This window comes from Flavobacterium agricola (assembly GCF_025919725.1).
GTDB classification, from domain to species: domain Bacteria; phylum Bacteroidota; class Bacteroidia; order Flavobacteriales; family Flavobacteriaceae; genus Flavobacterium; species Flavobacterium agricola.
In genome coordinates, this window is record NZ_CP081495.1 from 1,203,679 (window position 1) to 1,218,896 (window position 15,218).

The 15,218-nt window shown below is 31.4% G+C and carries 14 protein-coding genes and 3 pseudogenes; 12 read left to right on the forward strand and 5 right to left on the reverse strand.

Features of this window, described 5'->3' with window-relative positions:
- Window positions 1-8: 8 nt before the first annotated feature.
- Window positions 9-305, reverse strand: a complete 297-nt coding sequence (locus K5I29_RS06010; protein WP_264434998.1) for a hypothetical protein — start codon at window positions 303-305, stop codon at window positions 9-11.
- 179 nt (window positions 306-484) lie between these two features.
- On the opposite strand from K5I29_RS06010, the gene K5I29_RS06015 reads away from it, so the two are divergent.
- The gene (locus K5I29_RS06015) at window positions 485-1,165 is read left to right on the forward strand and encodes an ABC transporter ATP-binding protein (RefSeq protein WP_264434999.1); all 681 of its coding nucleotides are present in this window, start codon (window positions 485-487) and stop codon (window positions 1,163-1,165) included.
- A 420-nt stretch (window positions 1,166-1,585) separates the two neighbouring features.
- Window positions 1,586-2,943: pseudogene (locus K5I29_RS06020) on the forward strand (IS3 family transposase).
- A gap of 421 nt (window positions 2,944-3,364) precedes the next feature.
- Here K5I29_RS06020 and K5I29_RS06025 read toward each other — a convergent pair.
- Window positions 3,365-4,174: pseudogene (locus K5I29_RS06025) on the reverse strand (IS481 family transposase); the annotation flags it as partial.
- 113 nt (window positions 4,175-4,287) lie between these two features.
- On the opposite strand from K5I29_RS06025, the gene K5I29_RS06030 reads away from it, so the two are divergent.
- The 6 genes from K5I29_RS06030 (at window position 4,288) to K5I29_RS06050 (ending at window position 7,648) form a co-directional block, all read left to right on the forward strand.
- The gene (locus K5I29_RS06030; RefSeq protein WP_264435000.1) at window positions 4,288-4,569 is read left to right on the forward strand and encodes a helix-turn-helix domain-containing protein; all 282 of its coding nucleotides are present in this window, start codon (window positions 4,288-4,290) and stop codon (window positions 4,567-4,569) included.
- Window position 4,570: 1 nt separating this feature from the next.
- Window positions 4,571-5,290: a type II toxin-antitoxin system HipA family toxin gene (locus K5I29_RS13440; RefSeq protein WP_317134303.1), complete on the forward strand. Its 720-nt coding sequence runs from the start codon at window positions 4,571-4,573 to the stop codon at window positions 5,288-5,290.
- A gap of 73 nt (window positions 5,291-5,363) precedes the next feature.
- Window positions 5,364-5,822 (forward strand): type II toxin-antitoxin system HipA family toxin, encoded by a 459-nt coding sequence (locus K5I29_RS13445; RefSeq protein WP_317134304.1) that lies wholly within the window; start codon window positions 5,364-5,366, stop codon window positions 5,820-5,822.
- 369 nt (window positions 5,823-6,191) lie between these two features.
- The gene (locus K5I29_RS06040; RefSeq protein ID WP_264435002.1) at window positions 6,192-6,410 is read left to right on the forward strand and encodes a helix-turn-helix transcriptional regulator; all 219 of its coding nucleotides are present in this window, start codon (window positions 6,192-6,194) and stop codon (window positions 6,408-6,410) included.
- Window positions 6,394-6,729, forward strand: a complete 336-nt coding sequence (locus K5I29_RS06045) for a HipA N-terminal domain-containing protein (protein ID WP_264435003.1) — start codon at window positions 6,394-6,396, stop codon at window positions 6,727-6,729. Before K5I29_RS06040 ends, K5I29_RS06045 begins: the two co-directional genes overlap by 17 nt.
- On the forward strand, window positions 6,722-7,648 hold the full coding sequence (locus tag K5I29_RS06050; protein ID WP_264435004.1) for a HipA domain-containing protein: 927 nt from the start codon (window positions 6,722-6,724) through the stop codon (window positions 7,646-7,648). Before K5I29_RS06045 ends, K5I29_RS06050 begins: the two co-directional genes overlap by 8 nt.
- A gap of 393 nt (window positions 7,649-8,041) precedes the next feature.
- Here K5I29_RS06050 and K5I29_RS06055 read toward each other — a convergent pair whose 3' ends face one another.
- The 3 genes from K5I29_RS06055 to glsA are packed head-to-tail and all read right to left on the reverse strand — an operon-like array spanning window position 8,042 to window position 11,917.
- Window positions 8,042-9,433, reverse strand: a complete 1,392-nt coding sequence (locus K5I29_RS06055; RefSeq protein ID WP_264435005.1) for a glutamate decarboxylase — start codon at window positions 9,431-9,433, stop codon at window positions 8,042-8,044.
- 30 nt (window positions 9,434-9,463) lie between these two features.
- Window positions 9,464-10,921, reverse strand: coding sequence for a putative glutamine/gamma-aminobutyrate antiporter GadC (gadC, locus tag K5I29_RS06060; protein ID WP_264435007.1), 1,458 nt, complete (start codon window positions 10,919-10,921; stop codon window positions 9,464-9,466).
- A gap of 33 nt (window positions 10,922-10,954) precedes the next feature.
- A complete protein-coding gene (gene glsA / locus K5I29_RS06065) occupies window positions 10,955-11,917 on the reverse strand; it encodes a glutaminase A (RefSeq protein WP_264435008.1) in 963 nt (320 codons plus the stop codon).
- 385 nt (window positions 11,918-12,302) lie between these two features.
- On the opposite strand from glsA, the gene K5I29_RS06070 reads away from it, so the two are divergent.
- The 4 genes and pseudogenes from K5I29_RS06070 (at window position 12,303) to K5I29_RS06085 (ending at window position 15,057) form a co-directional block, all read left to right on the forward strand.
- Window positions 12,303-12,539 carry a hypothetical protein gene (locus K5I29_RS06070; protein ID WP_264435009.1) on the forward strand — a complete coding sequence of 79 codons (237 nt, stop codon included), beginning with the start codon at window positions 12,303-12,305 and terminating at the stop codon, window positions 12,537-12,539.
- Window positions 12,540-12,548: 9 nt separating this feature from the next.
- Window positions 12,549-13,594 (forward strand): annotated as a pseudogene (locus K5I29_RS06075) (IS3 family transposase); the annotation flags it as partial.
- Window positions 13,595-13,884: 290 nt separating this feature from the next.
- Entirely contained in the window at window positions 13,885-14,109 is a 225-nt protein-coding gene (locus K5I29_RS06080) for a transposase (RefSeq protein ID WP_264435010.1), read from the forward strand.
- A gap of 36 nt (window positions 14,110-14,145) precedes the next feature.
- Window positions 14,146-15,057, forward strand: a complete 912-nt coding sequence (locus tag K5I29_RS06085; protein WP_264435168.1) for an IS481 family transposase — start codon at window positions 14,146-14,148, stop codon at window positions 15,055-15,057.
- Window positions 15,058-15,218 lie beyond the last annotated feature (161 nt).

Below are 15,218 nucleotides of genomic sequence, written 5' to 3' on the forward strand. Positions count from 1 at the left end.
CGCTTTTTTTATTTTTTATAAACATATGTATAAAACCACATGATGGTGAATGACGGAATAATATCTATTCCGGGCATAATTTCTTCAATAAACGTAACAATAGATGCTGCTTTACCAGCCTTACTTGGGTACATTACGTTCATAAAATACATGGCCAAAGGCGCCCAAAAAACATCAATACCTTCACCAAGACCCGGAATTAAATAACTTGCATTCCCTAGTAAATCAAACACAACTCCGAGTATTAAATTTCGAATGCGATGTTTGGGTTTGGGTTTTATTTCAAGTAAATCTTTATTTTTCATACCGTATAAAATTGCTACAAAGCTTTAAATTTGGAACAACAACCTTGCCATAAATTAAAAAAAAAAGGCATTCAGGCCGTTTAGTACTTGTAAAAAATCAAATTTAAAATATAAAAAATATAGATTTGAGGTTTGATTTAGACTGAAAATCTTTGTTACTTTGTTTAAATACCATTTCCATGATTTTAGCTCAAAACATTCATAAATATTACGATAACTTTCACGTTTTAAAAGGCGTAAACTTAGAAATTAAGCCCGGAGAAATTGTTTCTATCGTAGGTGCATCAGGTGCCGGAAAAACAACTTTGTTACAAATTTTAGGCACATTAGATCAGCCTAAAAAAGACGGAAACAGCAGTTTGATTATTGATGGCATTGATGTGTTACAATTGAATGATAAAAAGCTTTCGCAATTTAGAAATCAGAAGTTAGGATTTATTTTCCAGTTTCATCAATTATTACCCGAATTTACAGCTTTAGAAAACGTTTGTATTCCGGCTTTTATACAAGGTAAAACACCTAAAGAAATGGAAGAAAAAGCCAAAAGCCTTTTAACTCGTTTGGGGCTTTCACATCGTTTTAATCACAAACCTGCTGAACTTTCGGGCGGAGAACAACAACGCGTTGCGGTAGCTCGTGCTTTAATTAATGATCCGGCGGTAATTTTAGCCGACGAACCTTCGGGAAACTTAGATACGCAATCAGCCGAAAATTTACATAATTTGTTTTTTGAACTTCGTGATGAATTTGGTCAAACCTTTGTTATTGTTACCCACAACGAGGATTTTGCAAACATGGCAGACCGAAAGCTAGTTATGATAGATGGCGATATTCGACATGAAAAAATAAATGAAAAATAAAAAAAATCCCCAAACTTAAGTTTGGGGATTTTTTTTAAACTTTTATAAACGAATATAAAAAAGATGCCAAAAGCAATTATAAATAAAAAGATACTATTAATAAACAACAATACGCTGCCTTTTATACCGGTTACCCAAATGGATTGTTTATACACTTTTTGAAGGGCTATGTAAAAATAAATTACGGTGTATAAAATGATTAATAGGTTTAGTAATTGAATTACAAAAACAACAATTTCTGCATCTACAGGAATAAAACTTAACGCAGTATTACTAATTGACATTACAGCATAGGCTAATAAAAACATAGAGAAATAATGCAACGTAAAAATACCATGATCTGTAAATCGTCAGCAAAAAGTGGACACATAAAATAGAAAAGTTAAGATAGTGTTTAAACGAAAAACATTACTTTTAATTATGGCTACATCTAAAAAGAAAACTCCAGAAAAGTTTGTAAAAGATATTCGCAACAACACGCGTCGAATCTTTACAGCAGAACAAAAGATTTTAATCGTTATGGAAGCCTTGCGAGCCGAAATCTCTGTATCAGAGTTATGTCGAAAGTATAGCATCTCTCAATCTCAATTCTATAAATGGAATAAAGAGTTTTTAGAAGCAGGTAAAAAAAGGTTATCTGGCGATATTACACGTGAAGCAACTAGTGATGAAGTTTCTGATTTGCGTAAAGAAAACCTGCGTTTAAAAGAAATTATAGCTGACTTAGTGGTTCGTTATGATATTGTAAAAAAAACCTCGGATTCGTTGGATTAAAAAATAAATTCGGGAGATACATGCGATTAACAGCTAGTGAAAAATATGAAATAATCCAAATAGTTACTCGCTCAGAAATTGGCGTAAAGCGGACCCTACAAGAGTTTGGTATTGCCAGAAGTACCTTTTACAAATGGTATGCGAGTTACCTGGAAAATGGATTTAAAGGACTTGAACCCAAGCATCAGACCGTATATCGAAAATGGAACAGTATTCCTGAATCACAAAAAGATGTACTAGTTGAGCTAGCCTTGGATTATCCAGAGTTATCCGCTAGAGAATTAGCTTTTAAAATGACCGATGAGTTGGGCGTCTACATTTCAGAATCGAGTGTTTATCGCATTTTAAGACAAAGAGATTTGTTACCAGCCCCTAGTCATATTTTAATTGAAGCCGCGAATGAGTTTAAAGATAAAACTAATTTTGTTCATCAAATGTGGCAGACTGACTTTACTTATTTTAAGATAATTGGTTGGGGATGGTATTATTTAAGTACAATTTTAGACGATTACAGCCGCTATATCATTCATTGGGAGTTATGCAGCTCAATGAAGGCTGAAGATGTAAAAAGAACCGTCAAAACGGCTATTGAAAAGGCAAAGTTAAAAACCAAACAAAAGCCTAAGTTGCTTTCTGACAATGGACCGTGCTACGTATCAAATGAACTGAGTGATTACTTAAAAAACACGCAGAAAATGAAACATATTCGAGGTAAACCACTACACCCACAAACGCAGGGAAAGATTGAAAGATACCACAGAACAATGAAAAACGTTATGAAATTAGATCATTATTACCATCCTGAAGAATTAATACAAGCATTAGAAAAGTTCGTAGAAAATTATAACAACAGTAGGTATCATGAGGCTATAAATAATTTAACACCTGCAGATGTGTACTTTGGTAGATCAGACCAAATTTTAAAACAAAGAGAAATAATTAAAAATCAAACTTTTGCAAAAAGAAAACAACTGTATTTTAAAGAAAAAATAATACATTTATAAAACAAAAACGCTCTCTTAATTTTTTTAAACAAAGTGTCTCAATTCTTTTGACAACATACAATGTTAAATATCGATGATGTAGAAACAAGTTATGAAATTAATTTTTATGAAGACTCATTCGAACTTATTAAACCTTTATCAAGAGAAGAAGCACCAGACTATAACTTAAATGCTGTTAAATTAAAATATACATATAAGAAAACTAATAAATATTAATATCTCATGTATTCAAAGTCACTTTTATTTATTTTGATGCTAACATTTATGAAAATTCCATTATAGCTAAAATCCACATATTCAGGTTAATACACACACAGAAGTGCAAAATTGTACTTCTGTGTGTATTAACCTATTGATCGGCAAAAAGTGGATACTCATAATAGTTTGTCGTACTTCATCACTTCGTAGACCTTAAATACAACTATTTTAGTTTTGATTTTAGTATTTCATAAGGTGTTTTTCCTTTAAATGAACCATGTGGTCTGTTGAAATTATAAAAATTTTCCCATTGTTCTAATTTTTGATTTAGATCGACATCATCAGTATAGCTTAAAAGTTGATAAAACTCTTTTTTATCAGTCAAATGAGATCGTTCAACTTTCCCATTTAACTGAGGTGTACCTACCTTTATAAATCGGTGTCTCATACCTAAATCTTGAACATGCCAATGAAATTTTGATTGAAATTCATGTCCATTATCTGTTTGAATTGTATTAATTCTAAATGGAAATTTTTCTACAACATAATTTATGAAATCAATTGAGCTTAGTTGGTTATGTTTTTCATAGATTTTAAGCGCTCTAATTCGTGTAGCATCATCAATCGCTGTATATTGGAAGCGCTTGATTTTTTGACCATTTGCATCTTTAAAAATTAGAAATTTAACATCAACCTGTACATGATGACCAGGTGTTTCTTTTTCGTATCTAATATTATGCATGGCTCTTCTAGTTACTTTTCTGTCTAACCGACCAATATTATGACGCTTTAGAATACGATAAACACTTGATTCTGATATTAAAATGTCATGATAACGTTCTAAATACCATTTAATTCGCCAAGTCCCTAATTTATGTTCTTTTCGAAGTTCTAATACTTTATTTACAATTTCTTGCTTGATTTGATTGGGAAATGTACGAGGGCTTGGCTTCTTTCTAAGTAAACCTTCTTCTCCATGTTCATCATATGCTTTTTTCCATTTATAAAATGTACTCTTTTTAACGCCAAAAAAATTTATAAAAACATTTATAACATTTTTATTTTGAGTATATAAATTTGTTTTCAAAACAAAACGTCCGTTATTTCAGTTGTTTTTTGTACTTTTGAAGTAAATAACAGACATTTATGAGAAGGCAAATTATTTTACCTCGACACAAAAATACATTGGCACAAATGGGTGAGCAAATTAAGTTGGCTCGTAAACGTAGAAAATTAACAGCTGTGCAAGTAGCAGAAAGAGCAGATATTGCTCGATCTACATTAAGTTTAGTAGAAAAAGGTGACCCTAGTGTAGCTATGGGAGCATACTTTAATGTTCTACGTGTTTTAGGGTTACAAGAGGACTTTCTTAAGTTAGCAGGTGATGATACCTTCGGACGTAAATTGCAAGATTTAGAATTATTGTAAAATGGCTGCACAAAAAATTGATTTATATGTATATGCAGATTGGAAAGGCATAGACGGACCTTTATTAATGGGTATTCTATCTGCTCATCAAGCAAAAGGTCGTAAAGCATTTAGCTTTATATACGATAAGCAATGGTTACAATCAGGCCATGTTGATCAACTAGATCCGGATTTACAATTATATACTGGACCACAATTTGCAAATAATAAAGAAAACTTTGGTGTTTTCTTAGACAGTATGCCTGATACTTGGGGCCGTACACTAATGAAAAGGCGCGAGGCACAACTCGCTATATTAAATAAGGAGAAAGCCAAGAATTTATATGACATTGACTTCTTATTAGGGGTGTATGATGAAACTCGAATGGGTGCTATACGGTTTAAATTAGATCCTAATGGGCCTTTTTTAGATAATGATATGCAAAAAGCAACCCCACCTTGGTCAACAGTACGAGAATTACAACAAGCGGTAGTTCACTATGAAAATGAAACCGATAGTGAAGCCATTTCTAAATGGTTACAGTTACTTATAGCACCAGGATCATCCTTAGGTGGAGCTCGCCCTAAAGCCAATATTTTAGACGAATACAAACATCCTTGGATTGCTAAATTTCCTTCTAAAAATGATACGATAGATAAAGCTGCATGGGAATACTTAGCATATCTATTAGCTATAAAAGCAGGAATTACAATGGCAGAGTGCAAAATAGAAAAAGATTAATGGTAGGTTTCATACTTTTTTTACCAAACGTTTTGATCGAGATGGACTTGAACGCATCCATTTTGCTTCAGCAATGACAATGACGGGTAATAGTGAAGAGCTTTTAAAAAACCAACCGGCTAGTTATTTAGATTTAGCGGAGTTTATCCAAAATAATGGAACGCATATAAAAGAGAACTTAGCGCAATTATGGCGTAGAATAATATTTAATATTGCCATTTCAAATACAGATGATCACTTACGAAATCACGGCTTTATTCTCACTAATGAAGGTTGGATTTTATCACCAGCATATGATTTAAATCCCTCCATAGATAAAAGCGGTTTAGCTATTAACATAGATATGGATAATAATGATTTAGATTTTGAATTAGCAAAAAGTGTTGGAGAATATTTTAGGCTAACAACTAAAGAAATGGATCTGATTATAGAAGAAGTAAAAAATGTTGTGAAAAACTGGGAAATTGTAGCTAAAAAAATTGGAATATCACGAGCTGAGCAGGAATTGATGGCTAGTGCTTTTAAGTATTAAGATTAATTTTAAATTTTAAAATCAATACAATTCTTATCTTTCCAGATATACGTCATGAGCCGATTAAATAAAATAATCGGCTCATTTAACTTTGTAGAACAAAATAAACTTGAGTTACTAAAAATAAGGGTACACCAATATTATACTGTGCTTTTAGATATACTTGAAATTAAATTTATGTTTTTCGTTTAAACAAATTGAAACACTTTCTTGTATAAAATATGATGATGCTTGGCTTATAATTTCATACATTTTTCAAAACAAAAAATAACTCTTATCGGGTATAGAAATAAGCTTTTCAAATATTTTATACCCAATGTGGTATAAAATGTTTTTATTTATTATATTTATACCTGAAAAGGTATATATATGGATTCAATAAGATTATTTGTAAAACAAAAGCGCAAAGAATTAAAACTAACTCAAGAAGAGTTGGCTTTAAATGCTGGAGTCGGATTACGTTTTGTACGTGAATTAGAACAAGGGAAAACTACACTCCGTTTAGATAAAGTAAATGATGTATTATCCTTATTTGGAAAAGAAGTTGGAGTAATAAATAAAATAGAGAATAATGGCACGTCAAGCTAAAATATTTTATCAAGATCTTTTGGCTGGTTACTTAACTGAAAATGACCAAGGATATTTATTTCAATATGATATGGAATATCTTGAAAATAAAAATTCAAAACCAATAAGCTTAACCATACCTCTATCGAAAAAAAGCTACCAAAGCAATATTCTTTTTCCTTTTTTTGATGGTTTAATTCCAGAAGGTTGGTTATTAGAAATTGGGGAAAAACATTGGAAATTAAATCCACGAGATCGTTTCGAGTTATTAATCAATTTATGCAGAGATACGATAGGTGCTGTTTCTGTATATCCAATAGAAGACGAAAATTATGAATAACTGCTTGTTCTGTTATAAACCGGTCGAAATTGATGAATACCATTCTAGTTGTTCAAAGAAGTTCTTTGGAACAACACAAGTTCCTTTTCTAGAATTAGATCAAGAGAAATTAAATAAGCTAGCACAAATAACAGTGAATGAAAGATTAGCTTTAACAGGAGTTCAACCAAAAATATCATTAAGCTTAAGCGGTGAGAAAGGCAATAAACGTTTAACTTTGGTTGGGCTTTGGGGAGATTACATATTAAAACCTCAATCTAAAGAATTTGCTTTTATGCCAGAGGTAGAGGATTTGACCATGCATTTAGCTAAAACATTTAAAATAGTAACTGCTCAACATGCTTTAATTAGAACTTCAACTAACGAGCTTGCTTATATAACTAAACGCTTTGATCGAATAAAAGGCACTAAAATTCATGTCGAAGATTTATGTCAACTATCGCAACTATTAACAGAGCAAAAATATAAAAGTTCTTACGAACGTGTAGGTAAAATAATCAGGCATTATGCAACAAACTCAGGTTTAGATAGTATTAATTACTTTAGATTGGTTTTATTTTGCTTTCTTACAGGTAATAACGACATGCATCTAAAGAATTTTTCTTTGATTCATTCAGAAAACGGAATATTACTTTCACCAGCTTATGATCTATTAAATGTAAATTTATTATATCCAAAAGATGATGAAGAACTAGCACTAACATTAAACGGTCGAAAAAGTAGAATTAAACGTGCTGACTTTGATAAATTAGCAGATAACATAGGAATATCTGAAATTGTCCGAAACAATATTTACAAAGACTTTTCTAAGCAAGCCAATAAAGTTGAAGATTTAATTAACAGGAGTTTTTTAAACAATACTTACAAACAAGAGTATTTTAAAATATTTAAATCCAAGCTAGAGCAAATAAACTTATAAATCAAATCTTGAAAAGATATAAAAATGTACTAAATATGATTTAATTTTCTTCGTTTTATCTATCAATAACCATAACAAACAAAATTATTAATGGCACTGTTTCTTATTAATTTTTCTATAATTTGATTTTAAAAGTGTTGTAAAAAACCTCATACACATACCTCCTACCCCAAATAAACACTCAGGTTTAAAATGTTGAATCAGAAAGTAACCAACTAAAGCAAAACAAACTTGAGTTAATACAAATAACGTTAAGCACTATATTAAATTTACTATTTTATACGTATATTTTTTACAACTTACTTACAGATAAGAATAAAGTAATATATTTATAATATCCTGTATTTATTTAAAAAAAGAGCTATAAATTTATAGCTCTTTTTTTAAATATTATTAATGATGAAAAGTTGCTGAATCATCGGCATCTGAAGATGATGTAACTGGATGTTTTTTAAAGAATTCTATACAGCGTTTTAAATCTTCAATCATCAAAGTTGCCATATCATGACTAAAACCATAACGTACTAAAACACGCTGAATAACCATATCTTCACAATTTGATGGTAATGAATATGAAGCAATGTTCCAACCTCTCATACGCATTCTGTCAGATAAATCAAAAAGATTAAAACCAGGGTTCACGCCTTTTTTAAGTACCCAAGCTGCACCCGGAACTCCACCTTTACCATCGTATAAAATATCGAAAAGTCCAATTTTATCTATCTCTTTAGCTATATATTGCCCGTGATCAGAACATGCTTGTTGAATAGCAGTATAACCTTCACGGCCTAAGCGTAAAAAGTTGAAATATTGAGAAATAATCTGTCCGCCTGGTCTTGAGAAATTTAATGCAAATGTTGGCATGTTTCCACCTAAATAATTTACATTAAAAATTAAATCTTCAGGCAAATCCTCTTTTGTTCTCCAAACAACCCATCCAACACCTAAAGGTGATAATCCGAATTTATGTCCAGATGTATTAATAGATTTTACTCGTGGTAATTTAAAATCCCACACAACATCTTGATGAATAAATGGTGCTAAAAAACCTCCACTAGCCCCATCAACGTGAATTGGAATATCTAACCCGGTATCTTTTTGTAACTTATCTAACGCATCATTTACAGCTTTTACATTTTCATATTGCAATGTAAATGTAACACCTAAAGTTGGTACAACCCCAATTGTATTTTCATCCACACGTTTTAAAACTTCTTCTGGTGTCATTAATAACCTTCCATGCTCCATTGGAATTTCACGAATTTCAACATCAAAATAACGTGCGAATTTATGCCAGCAAATTTGCACTGGCCCAGTAACTATATTTGGTTTATCTGTAGGTTTACCTGCCTTTTGGCGTTTTTCTCTCCACTTCCATTTTAAAGCTAAACCACCTAACATTGCAGCTTCACTAGACCCAGTTGTAGAACAACCTAATGTTGTTTCACTAGCAGGTGAATTCCATAAATCAGCTAAAATGTGAACGCAACGATTTTCAATCTCAGCGGTTTGTGGATATTCATCTTTATCTATCATATTTTTGTCAATACTTTTATCCATGATTTCATGAATTTCATCACCTAAAAACGTTTGACAAAAAGTTGATAAATTTTGTTTTGCATTACCATCTAACAATAATTCATCTAAAATTAAATCCTTAACAGATTTTGGATCGTTAGATGTTTTTGGTAGTTTGTAAACAGATCCGTCTTGCAAACTAATACGTCCTGAATATGCATCAGGAAACTGATCTTTTTTTTGTTTGTTCACTGAATGTAAAGCCATACTATAGAATATTAATGGTTAAAGTTTAAATTATTTATTTTCTTCCCAATGGAAAGGCTCTATTGTAGAATTTGGATCTTCCCATGATTTTTTGCGATTTGCAAAAATTATAAACGGAATTGCAACTACTACAATTGCGCCAATAATTAATACAGAAAACCAAACGGTATTGCTACCCGTATCTATTTGACTTGGTGGAATAAAGCTTAAAACAAAAGCTAATAACGATCCTAAAAAGCCTAAACCTGCTATAAACCATATTAATGAATTTCCTTTTTTACCAATACGGAATGGACGATCAGTATCTTTCATTTTATAGCGCAAAGCGATAGCAGCAGAAAACATTAACAAATACATAATAAGATATAGTAAAACGGTTAGCTGTGATAATATTTGATAAAAGCTTTGCACTGATGGCATTACTACAAAAAGTAAGCTCAATAAAGTTACAATAATGCCTTGAACGTATAAAATATTTTGTTGCACTCCTATTTTATTGGTTTTCTGAAAGAAAGGTGGTAAATATCCTGCTTTACCTACTATAAATACACCTTTAGAAGGGCCTGCAACCCATGTTAACACACCTGCTAAAACCCCGAAAGCTAAAGCTAATGCAATTACAGGTGATAACCAGGACATTTTTAAATATTCAAAATAATTATCAAAACCAACTAATAAACTTTGTGTTAAATTAATTTGATCCTTAGGTATAATAATACCCAGAGCAAAAGTTCCTAAAACAAAAATAGTAACAGTTACTAAAGCACCTATAAAAACAGCCTTGGGATAATTAACTGCTGGCTTATCTACCTCAGAAACATGAACACCACTCATCTCCATTCCGGCATAAAATAAAAATATACTAGATGCTAATACCAAATTATCAAATTTTGATAAGTCAGGAACGAAATTACTATGAAAATCTAAGTTAGAGTGTCCTCCAGAAGCTAAATAAATTACTCCTAAAATAATTAATAACGCGGCTGGAATAATAGTACCGACCAAACCTCCTATTTTAGCAACTTTACCTACCCAATCCATTCCTTTTAAGGATATAAATGTAGCGCCCCAATAAATAACTAAAACAACAATTAAAGTATAAAACTTATTACTAGAAAGTAATAAATCATGCGAATGATCTGTACCTATAAAAGCAATTGATACAGCTCCGAAAGTTAAAACCGTTGGAAACCAAATGGTACTTTCACACCATTGAAGGAAAATAGCAAGAAAACCTACTCGTTTGCCGTAAGCCTCACCTACCCATCTAAAAACTCCACCTTGTTTGTTCTGAAACATAGCTGCCAATTCGGCCGCTACCAATGAGGTAGGAATTAAAAAAACAAGTGCTGCAAATAAATAGTAGAATGCAGAACTTAATCCATAAGTCGCCTCTGCAGGTAAACCTCGCAATGAAACTACAGCAGTAACGTTCATGATTGCTAAGGTAAAAACACCTAGCTTAGCAGTTTGTTTAATATTTGACATAATAAATAGATTGGTTAGTTATAATCGTGAAAATTATTCAATAACAACTTGATCACCACTAAATACATTTAAACTTAATTCGTTCATAATATATTTAATAGCTAATTGGGCTTTAACAGAATTACCAGCATCGTCTAATGGGGGAGCAAAAGCAGCAATACCAAACAAACCTGGCATTACTCCCATAACACCGCCACCAACACCACTTTTAGCAGGAATTCCGGAACTATAAATCCAATCCCCTGTATGTTCGTAAAAACCTACGCTAGCAATTAATGAAGTAATTTTAGGAGCCAAGCCAGCATCAAAAACAACCTGTTTACTAACCGGATTAAACCCTTTATTAGCAATAGTTGCTCCAGTAATAGCAAGTTGTTGAGCTGTAATTCCTAAAGAACACTGGCGTGTATATAAATCTAAAGATAGATCGGGGTCATCATAAATACGGTCGAAGTTTTTTAACAAAAAAGAAATGGCTCTGTTGTTATAATTTGTATCTGATTCAGATTTATATAACTCATCGATTAAAACTGGATCACTAGCACATAAATCTTTAATATTTGTAACAATTGCTTTCCATTTAGCATCTGAGTCACCTGTTGGTTTGACCATGCTACAAGCAGAAATAGCTCCTGCATTGACTAATGGCGTTGAAGGGTGATCATTTTCTAGCAAAATAGCCATAATTGAATTGAAGGGCAATCCGGTAGCGTCTGCACCAATTTTATTTAGCACTTCATCACTTCCATATTGACGCATAGCTAAAATGGCTGTATGCACTTTTGAAACTGACTCAATACCAAAATGATAATCAGTATTCCCTACTTCAATAATTTCACCATTTAGTAAACAAACACTAATACCAAATAAATTTTTATCAATATTTGCCAAATAAGGAATATAATCAGCATTTTTACCTGATTGCTCATTTAAAAATTTTTGATATGCTGCATTAACGACTTCCTTAATTTTGCTTTTACTAATCTTTTTATCCATTTTAAGAGAATATTTAGATTTTAAAACTAATTTTTAGATTTTTTAATAAATAATTAACGCTTATATAGAATTATATATTGTGTTTATAAAAAATAAGTTATTGAATGCTAACAGCTTATTAACTATAAGTATAATTTTAGACGACTATAGCCGCTATATCATTCACTGGGAGTTATGTAGCTCAATGAAGGCTACGGATGTAAAAAAGACCATAAAAATGGCTATTGAAAAGGCAAACAAAAACCTAAGTTGCTTCTGATAATGGGCCGTGTTACGTATCAAGTGAACTAAATGATTACTTTAAAAAATGCACAAAATGAAGTACATTTGAGGCAAACCACTAAACCCACGAACACAGGGAAAGATCGAAAGATATCACTGAATAATGAAAAACGTAGTGAAATTAGATCATTATTACCATCCTGAAGAGTTAATACAAACATTAGAAAAATTTGTAGAAAATTATAACAACAGTAAGTATCATGAGGCTATAAATAATTTAAAACCTGAAGATGTGTACATTGGTAGAGTAGAATTGTTGTGTTGTTGTTGTTCTTGTTGTTGTAAGCTCCCCCAAAAAAAGTACAGTTTAAAACGAGAAAAATTATTAATTTTAAACTAAACTGTAATTATGAAGAGTAGTAAATTTATTCCCAATCAAATTTCTAAGATCCTACAAGAATTTGAATCTGGCAAAGATATTAATGCAATTGTTAGAGAACATGGAGTTAGTAAAGCTACGTTTTATAAGTGGCATGGAAGCAAGTGAATTAAAGAAAATGAAAGCCCTAGAAGAAGAAAATACTAAACTCAAACGCATGTATGCTGATTTAGCTTTAGAACTAGATATGGCTAAATATATATAATCGAAAAAAAGCTTTAAAGCCTTGTTATAAAAGAGCTATCATAAAAGATGTTTTAACCAAATATCCTAAAGGTAAAAGCAAGGCTTGCTGTATTTTACAGACTAGTCGAAGTAGCTTTGTGTATCAATCTATCAAAAATGATTCTGATTTAATCCAGCGATTAGAGAAATTTGCTCAAGACTATCCAAGAGAAGGTTTTTGGAAGTGTTATTATCGCCTTCGTAATGATGGAGACAAAGTAAATCATAAGCGATTGCATAGGGTTTACAAACAGATTGGTCTTGCTCATCGCAGAAAGACTAAAAAGCGTTTACCTCAAAGAGTAAAAGAAACCATTGAAATTCCTGAAAGTTTTACCCATACTTGGAGTATTGATTTTATGAGCGATAGTTTAACCAACGGAAGAAAGTTCCGAAGTTTTAATGTTATAGATGATTTTAATAGAGAAGTATTATTCATAGAAACTGATTATTCACTCAAAAGCAGCAGAGTTATTTGGGTTTTAAAACATCTTGTAAACAAACATGGAAAACCAAAACGAATAAGAATGGATAATGGACCCGAATTTATTGCTAAATTAGCACAGGATTGGAGCCAGATTATGGAAATTGAATTTAAATACACCCAACCAGGTAAACCAACACAAAACGCTTTAATAGAACGTTTTAATAAAAGTTATCGTGAAAACGTACTCGATGCATATTTGTTCGATAACATTGACCAAGTCAGAGAAATAAGTGACCAATGGGTTACCGATTATAATTACCACAGACCACACGATTCTCTAGAAGGTATTAGTCCGGTGAATTATAAAATAAAGAAAGAAAAAACAGTTGAAGGGCTTCGTTCCGCTACGGCTACACCTTCGCCTCACTCAGCCCTTCAACTGTGATAAACTATGTATTATATTGTATACTTTTAACTTGTACTAAAAAGGGGAAGCCTACAAAGTCATTTCTTTTTACAATTGCTTGAAATTTTTTTATAAAGTTTTGTGACAAAACATATGGCTTATTTATTTGTTTTATTTGCTTTACAGTTTCATCATTAATTGTAAATCGTCAGCAAAAAGTGGACACATAAAATAGAAAAGTTAAGATAGTGTTTAAACGAAAAACATTACTTTTAATTATGGCTACATCTAAAAAGAAAACTCCAGAAAAGTTTGTAAAAGATATTCGCAACAACACGCGTCGAATCTTTACAGCAGAACAAAAGATTTTAATCGTTATGGAAGCCTTGCGAGCCGAAATCTCTGTATCAGAGTTATGTCAAAAGTATAGCATCTCTCAATCTCAATTCTGTGAATACGTCACATCTTCGTAGACTAAATTAGTAAAAAACTAATATAGCCTTATGATGATGAAAAAGACAAAAGAAATAGAAGCTTATTTAACTTATAATAAAAAACTACAAGTTCTAAAATACGCTAAAGAATATGGAAACAACTCTATCGCATATAATTTTTTTGGCGTTAAAAAGAGTACATTTTATAAATGGAAAAAAGCATATGATGAACATGGAGAAGAAGGTTTACTTAGAAAGAAGCCAAGCCCTCGTACATTTCCCAATCAAATCAAGCAAGAAATTGTAAATAAAGTATTAGAACTTCGAAAAGAACATAAATTAGGGACTTGGCGAATTAAATGGTATTTAGAACGTTATCATGACATTTTAATATCAGAATCAAGTGTTTATCGTATTCTAAAGCGTCATAATATTAGTCGGTTAGACAGAAAAGTAACTAGAAGAGCCATGCATAGTATTAGATACGAAAAAGAAACACCTGGTCATCATGTACAGGTTGATGTTAAATTTCTAATTTTTAAAGATGCAAATGGTCAAAAAATCAAGCGCTTCCAATATACAGCGATTGATGATGCTACACGAATTAGAGCGCTTAAAATCTATGAAATACATAACCAACTAAGTTCAATTGATTTCATAAATTATGTTGTAGAAAAATTTCCATTTAGAATTAATACAATTCAAACAGATAATGGACATGAATTTCAATCAAAATTTCATTGGCATGTTCAAGATTTAGGTATGAGACACCGATTTATAAAGGTAGGTACACCTCAGTTAAATGGGAAAGTTGAACGATCTCATTTGACTGATAAAAAAGAGTTTTATCAACTTTTAAGCTATACTGATGATGTCGATCTAAATCAAAAATTAGAACAATGGGAAAATTTTTATAATTTCAACAGACCACATGGTTCATTTAAAGGAAAAACACCTTATGAAATACTAAAATCAAAACTAAAATAGTTGTATTTAAGGTCTACGAAGTGATGAAGTACGACACTCTCAATCTCAATTCTGTATGTTGTCAAAAGAATTGAGACACTTTGATTAAAAAAATTAAGAGAGTATTTTTATTTATAAATGTATTATTTTTTCTTTAAAATACAGTTGCTTTCTTTTTTCAA

What these genes read in the sequence shown, in the direction of transcription:
- K5I29_RS06010 (WP_264434998.1), bottom strand. Translation starts at nt 305, where the DNA reads ATGAAAAATAAAGATTTACTTGAAATAAAACCCAAACCCAAACATCGC.
- K5I29_RS06015 (WP_264434999.1), top strand. Translation starts at nt 485, where the DNA reads ATGATTTTAGCTCAAAACATTCATAAATATTACGATAACTTTCACGTT.
- K5I29_RS06030 (WP_264435000.1), top strand. Translation starts at nt 4,288, where the DNA reads ATGAGAAGGCAAATTATTTTACCTCGACACAAAAATACATTGGCACAA.
- K5I29_RS13440 (WP_317134303.1), top strand. Translation starts at nt 4,571, where the DNA reads ATGGCTGCACAAAAAATTGATTTATATGTATATGCAGATTGGAAAGGC.
- K5I29_RS13445 (WP_317134304.1), top strand. Translation starts at nt 5,364, where the DNA reads ATGACAATGACGGGTAATAGTGAAGAGCTTTTAAAAAACCAACCGGCT.
- K5I29_RS06040 (WP_264435002.1), top strand. Translation starts at nt 6,192, where the DNA reads ATGGATTCAATAAGATTATTTGTAAAACAAAAGCGCAAAGAATTAAAA.
- K5I29_RS06045 (WP_264435003.1), top strand. Translation starts at nt 6,394, where the DNA reads ATGGCACGTCAAGCTAAAATATTTTATCAAGATCTTTTGGCTGGTTAC.
- K5I29_RS06050 (WP_264435004.1), top strand. Translation starts at nt 6,722, where the DNA reads ATGAATAACTGCTTGTTCTGTTATAAACCGGTCGAAATTGATGAATAC.
- K5I29_RS06055 (WP_264435005.1), bottom strand. Translation starts at nt 9,433, where the DNA reads ATGGCTTTACATTCAGTGAACAAACAAAAAAAAGATCAGTTTCCTGAT.
- gadC (WP_264435007.1), bottom strand. Translation starts at nt 10,921, where the DNA reads ATGTCAAATATTAAACAAACTGCTAAGCTAGGTGTTTTTACCTTAGCA.
- glsA (WP_264435008.1), bottom strand. Translation starts at nt 11,917, where the DNA reads ATGGATAAAAAGATTAGTAAAAGCAAAATTAAGGAAGTCGTTAATGCA.
- K5I29_RS06070 (WP_264435009.1), top strand. Translation starts at nt 12,303, where the DNA reads ATGAAAAACGTAGTGAAATTAGATCATTATTACCATCCTGAAGAGTTA.
- K5I29_RS06085 (WP_264435168.1), top strand. Translation starts at nt 14,146, where the DNA reads ATGAAAAAGACAAAAGAAATAGAAGCTTATTTAACTTATAATAAAAAA.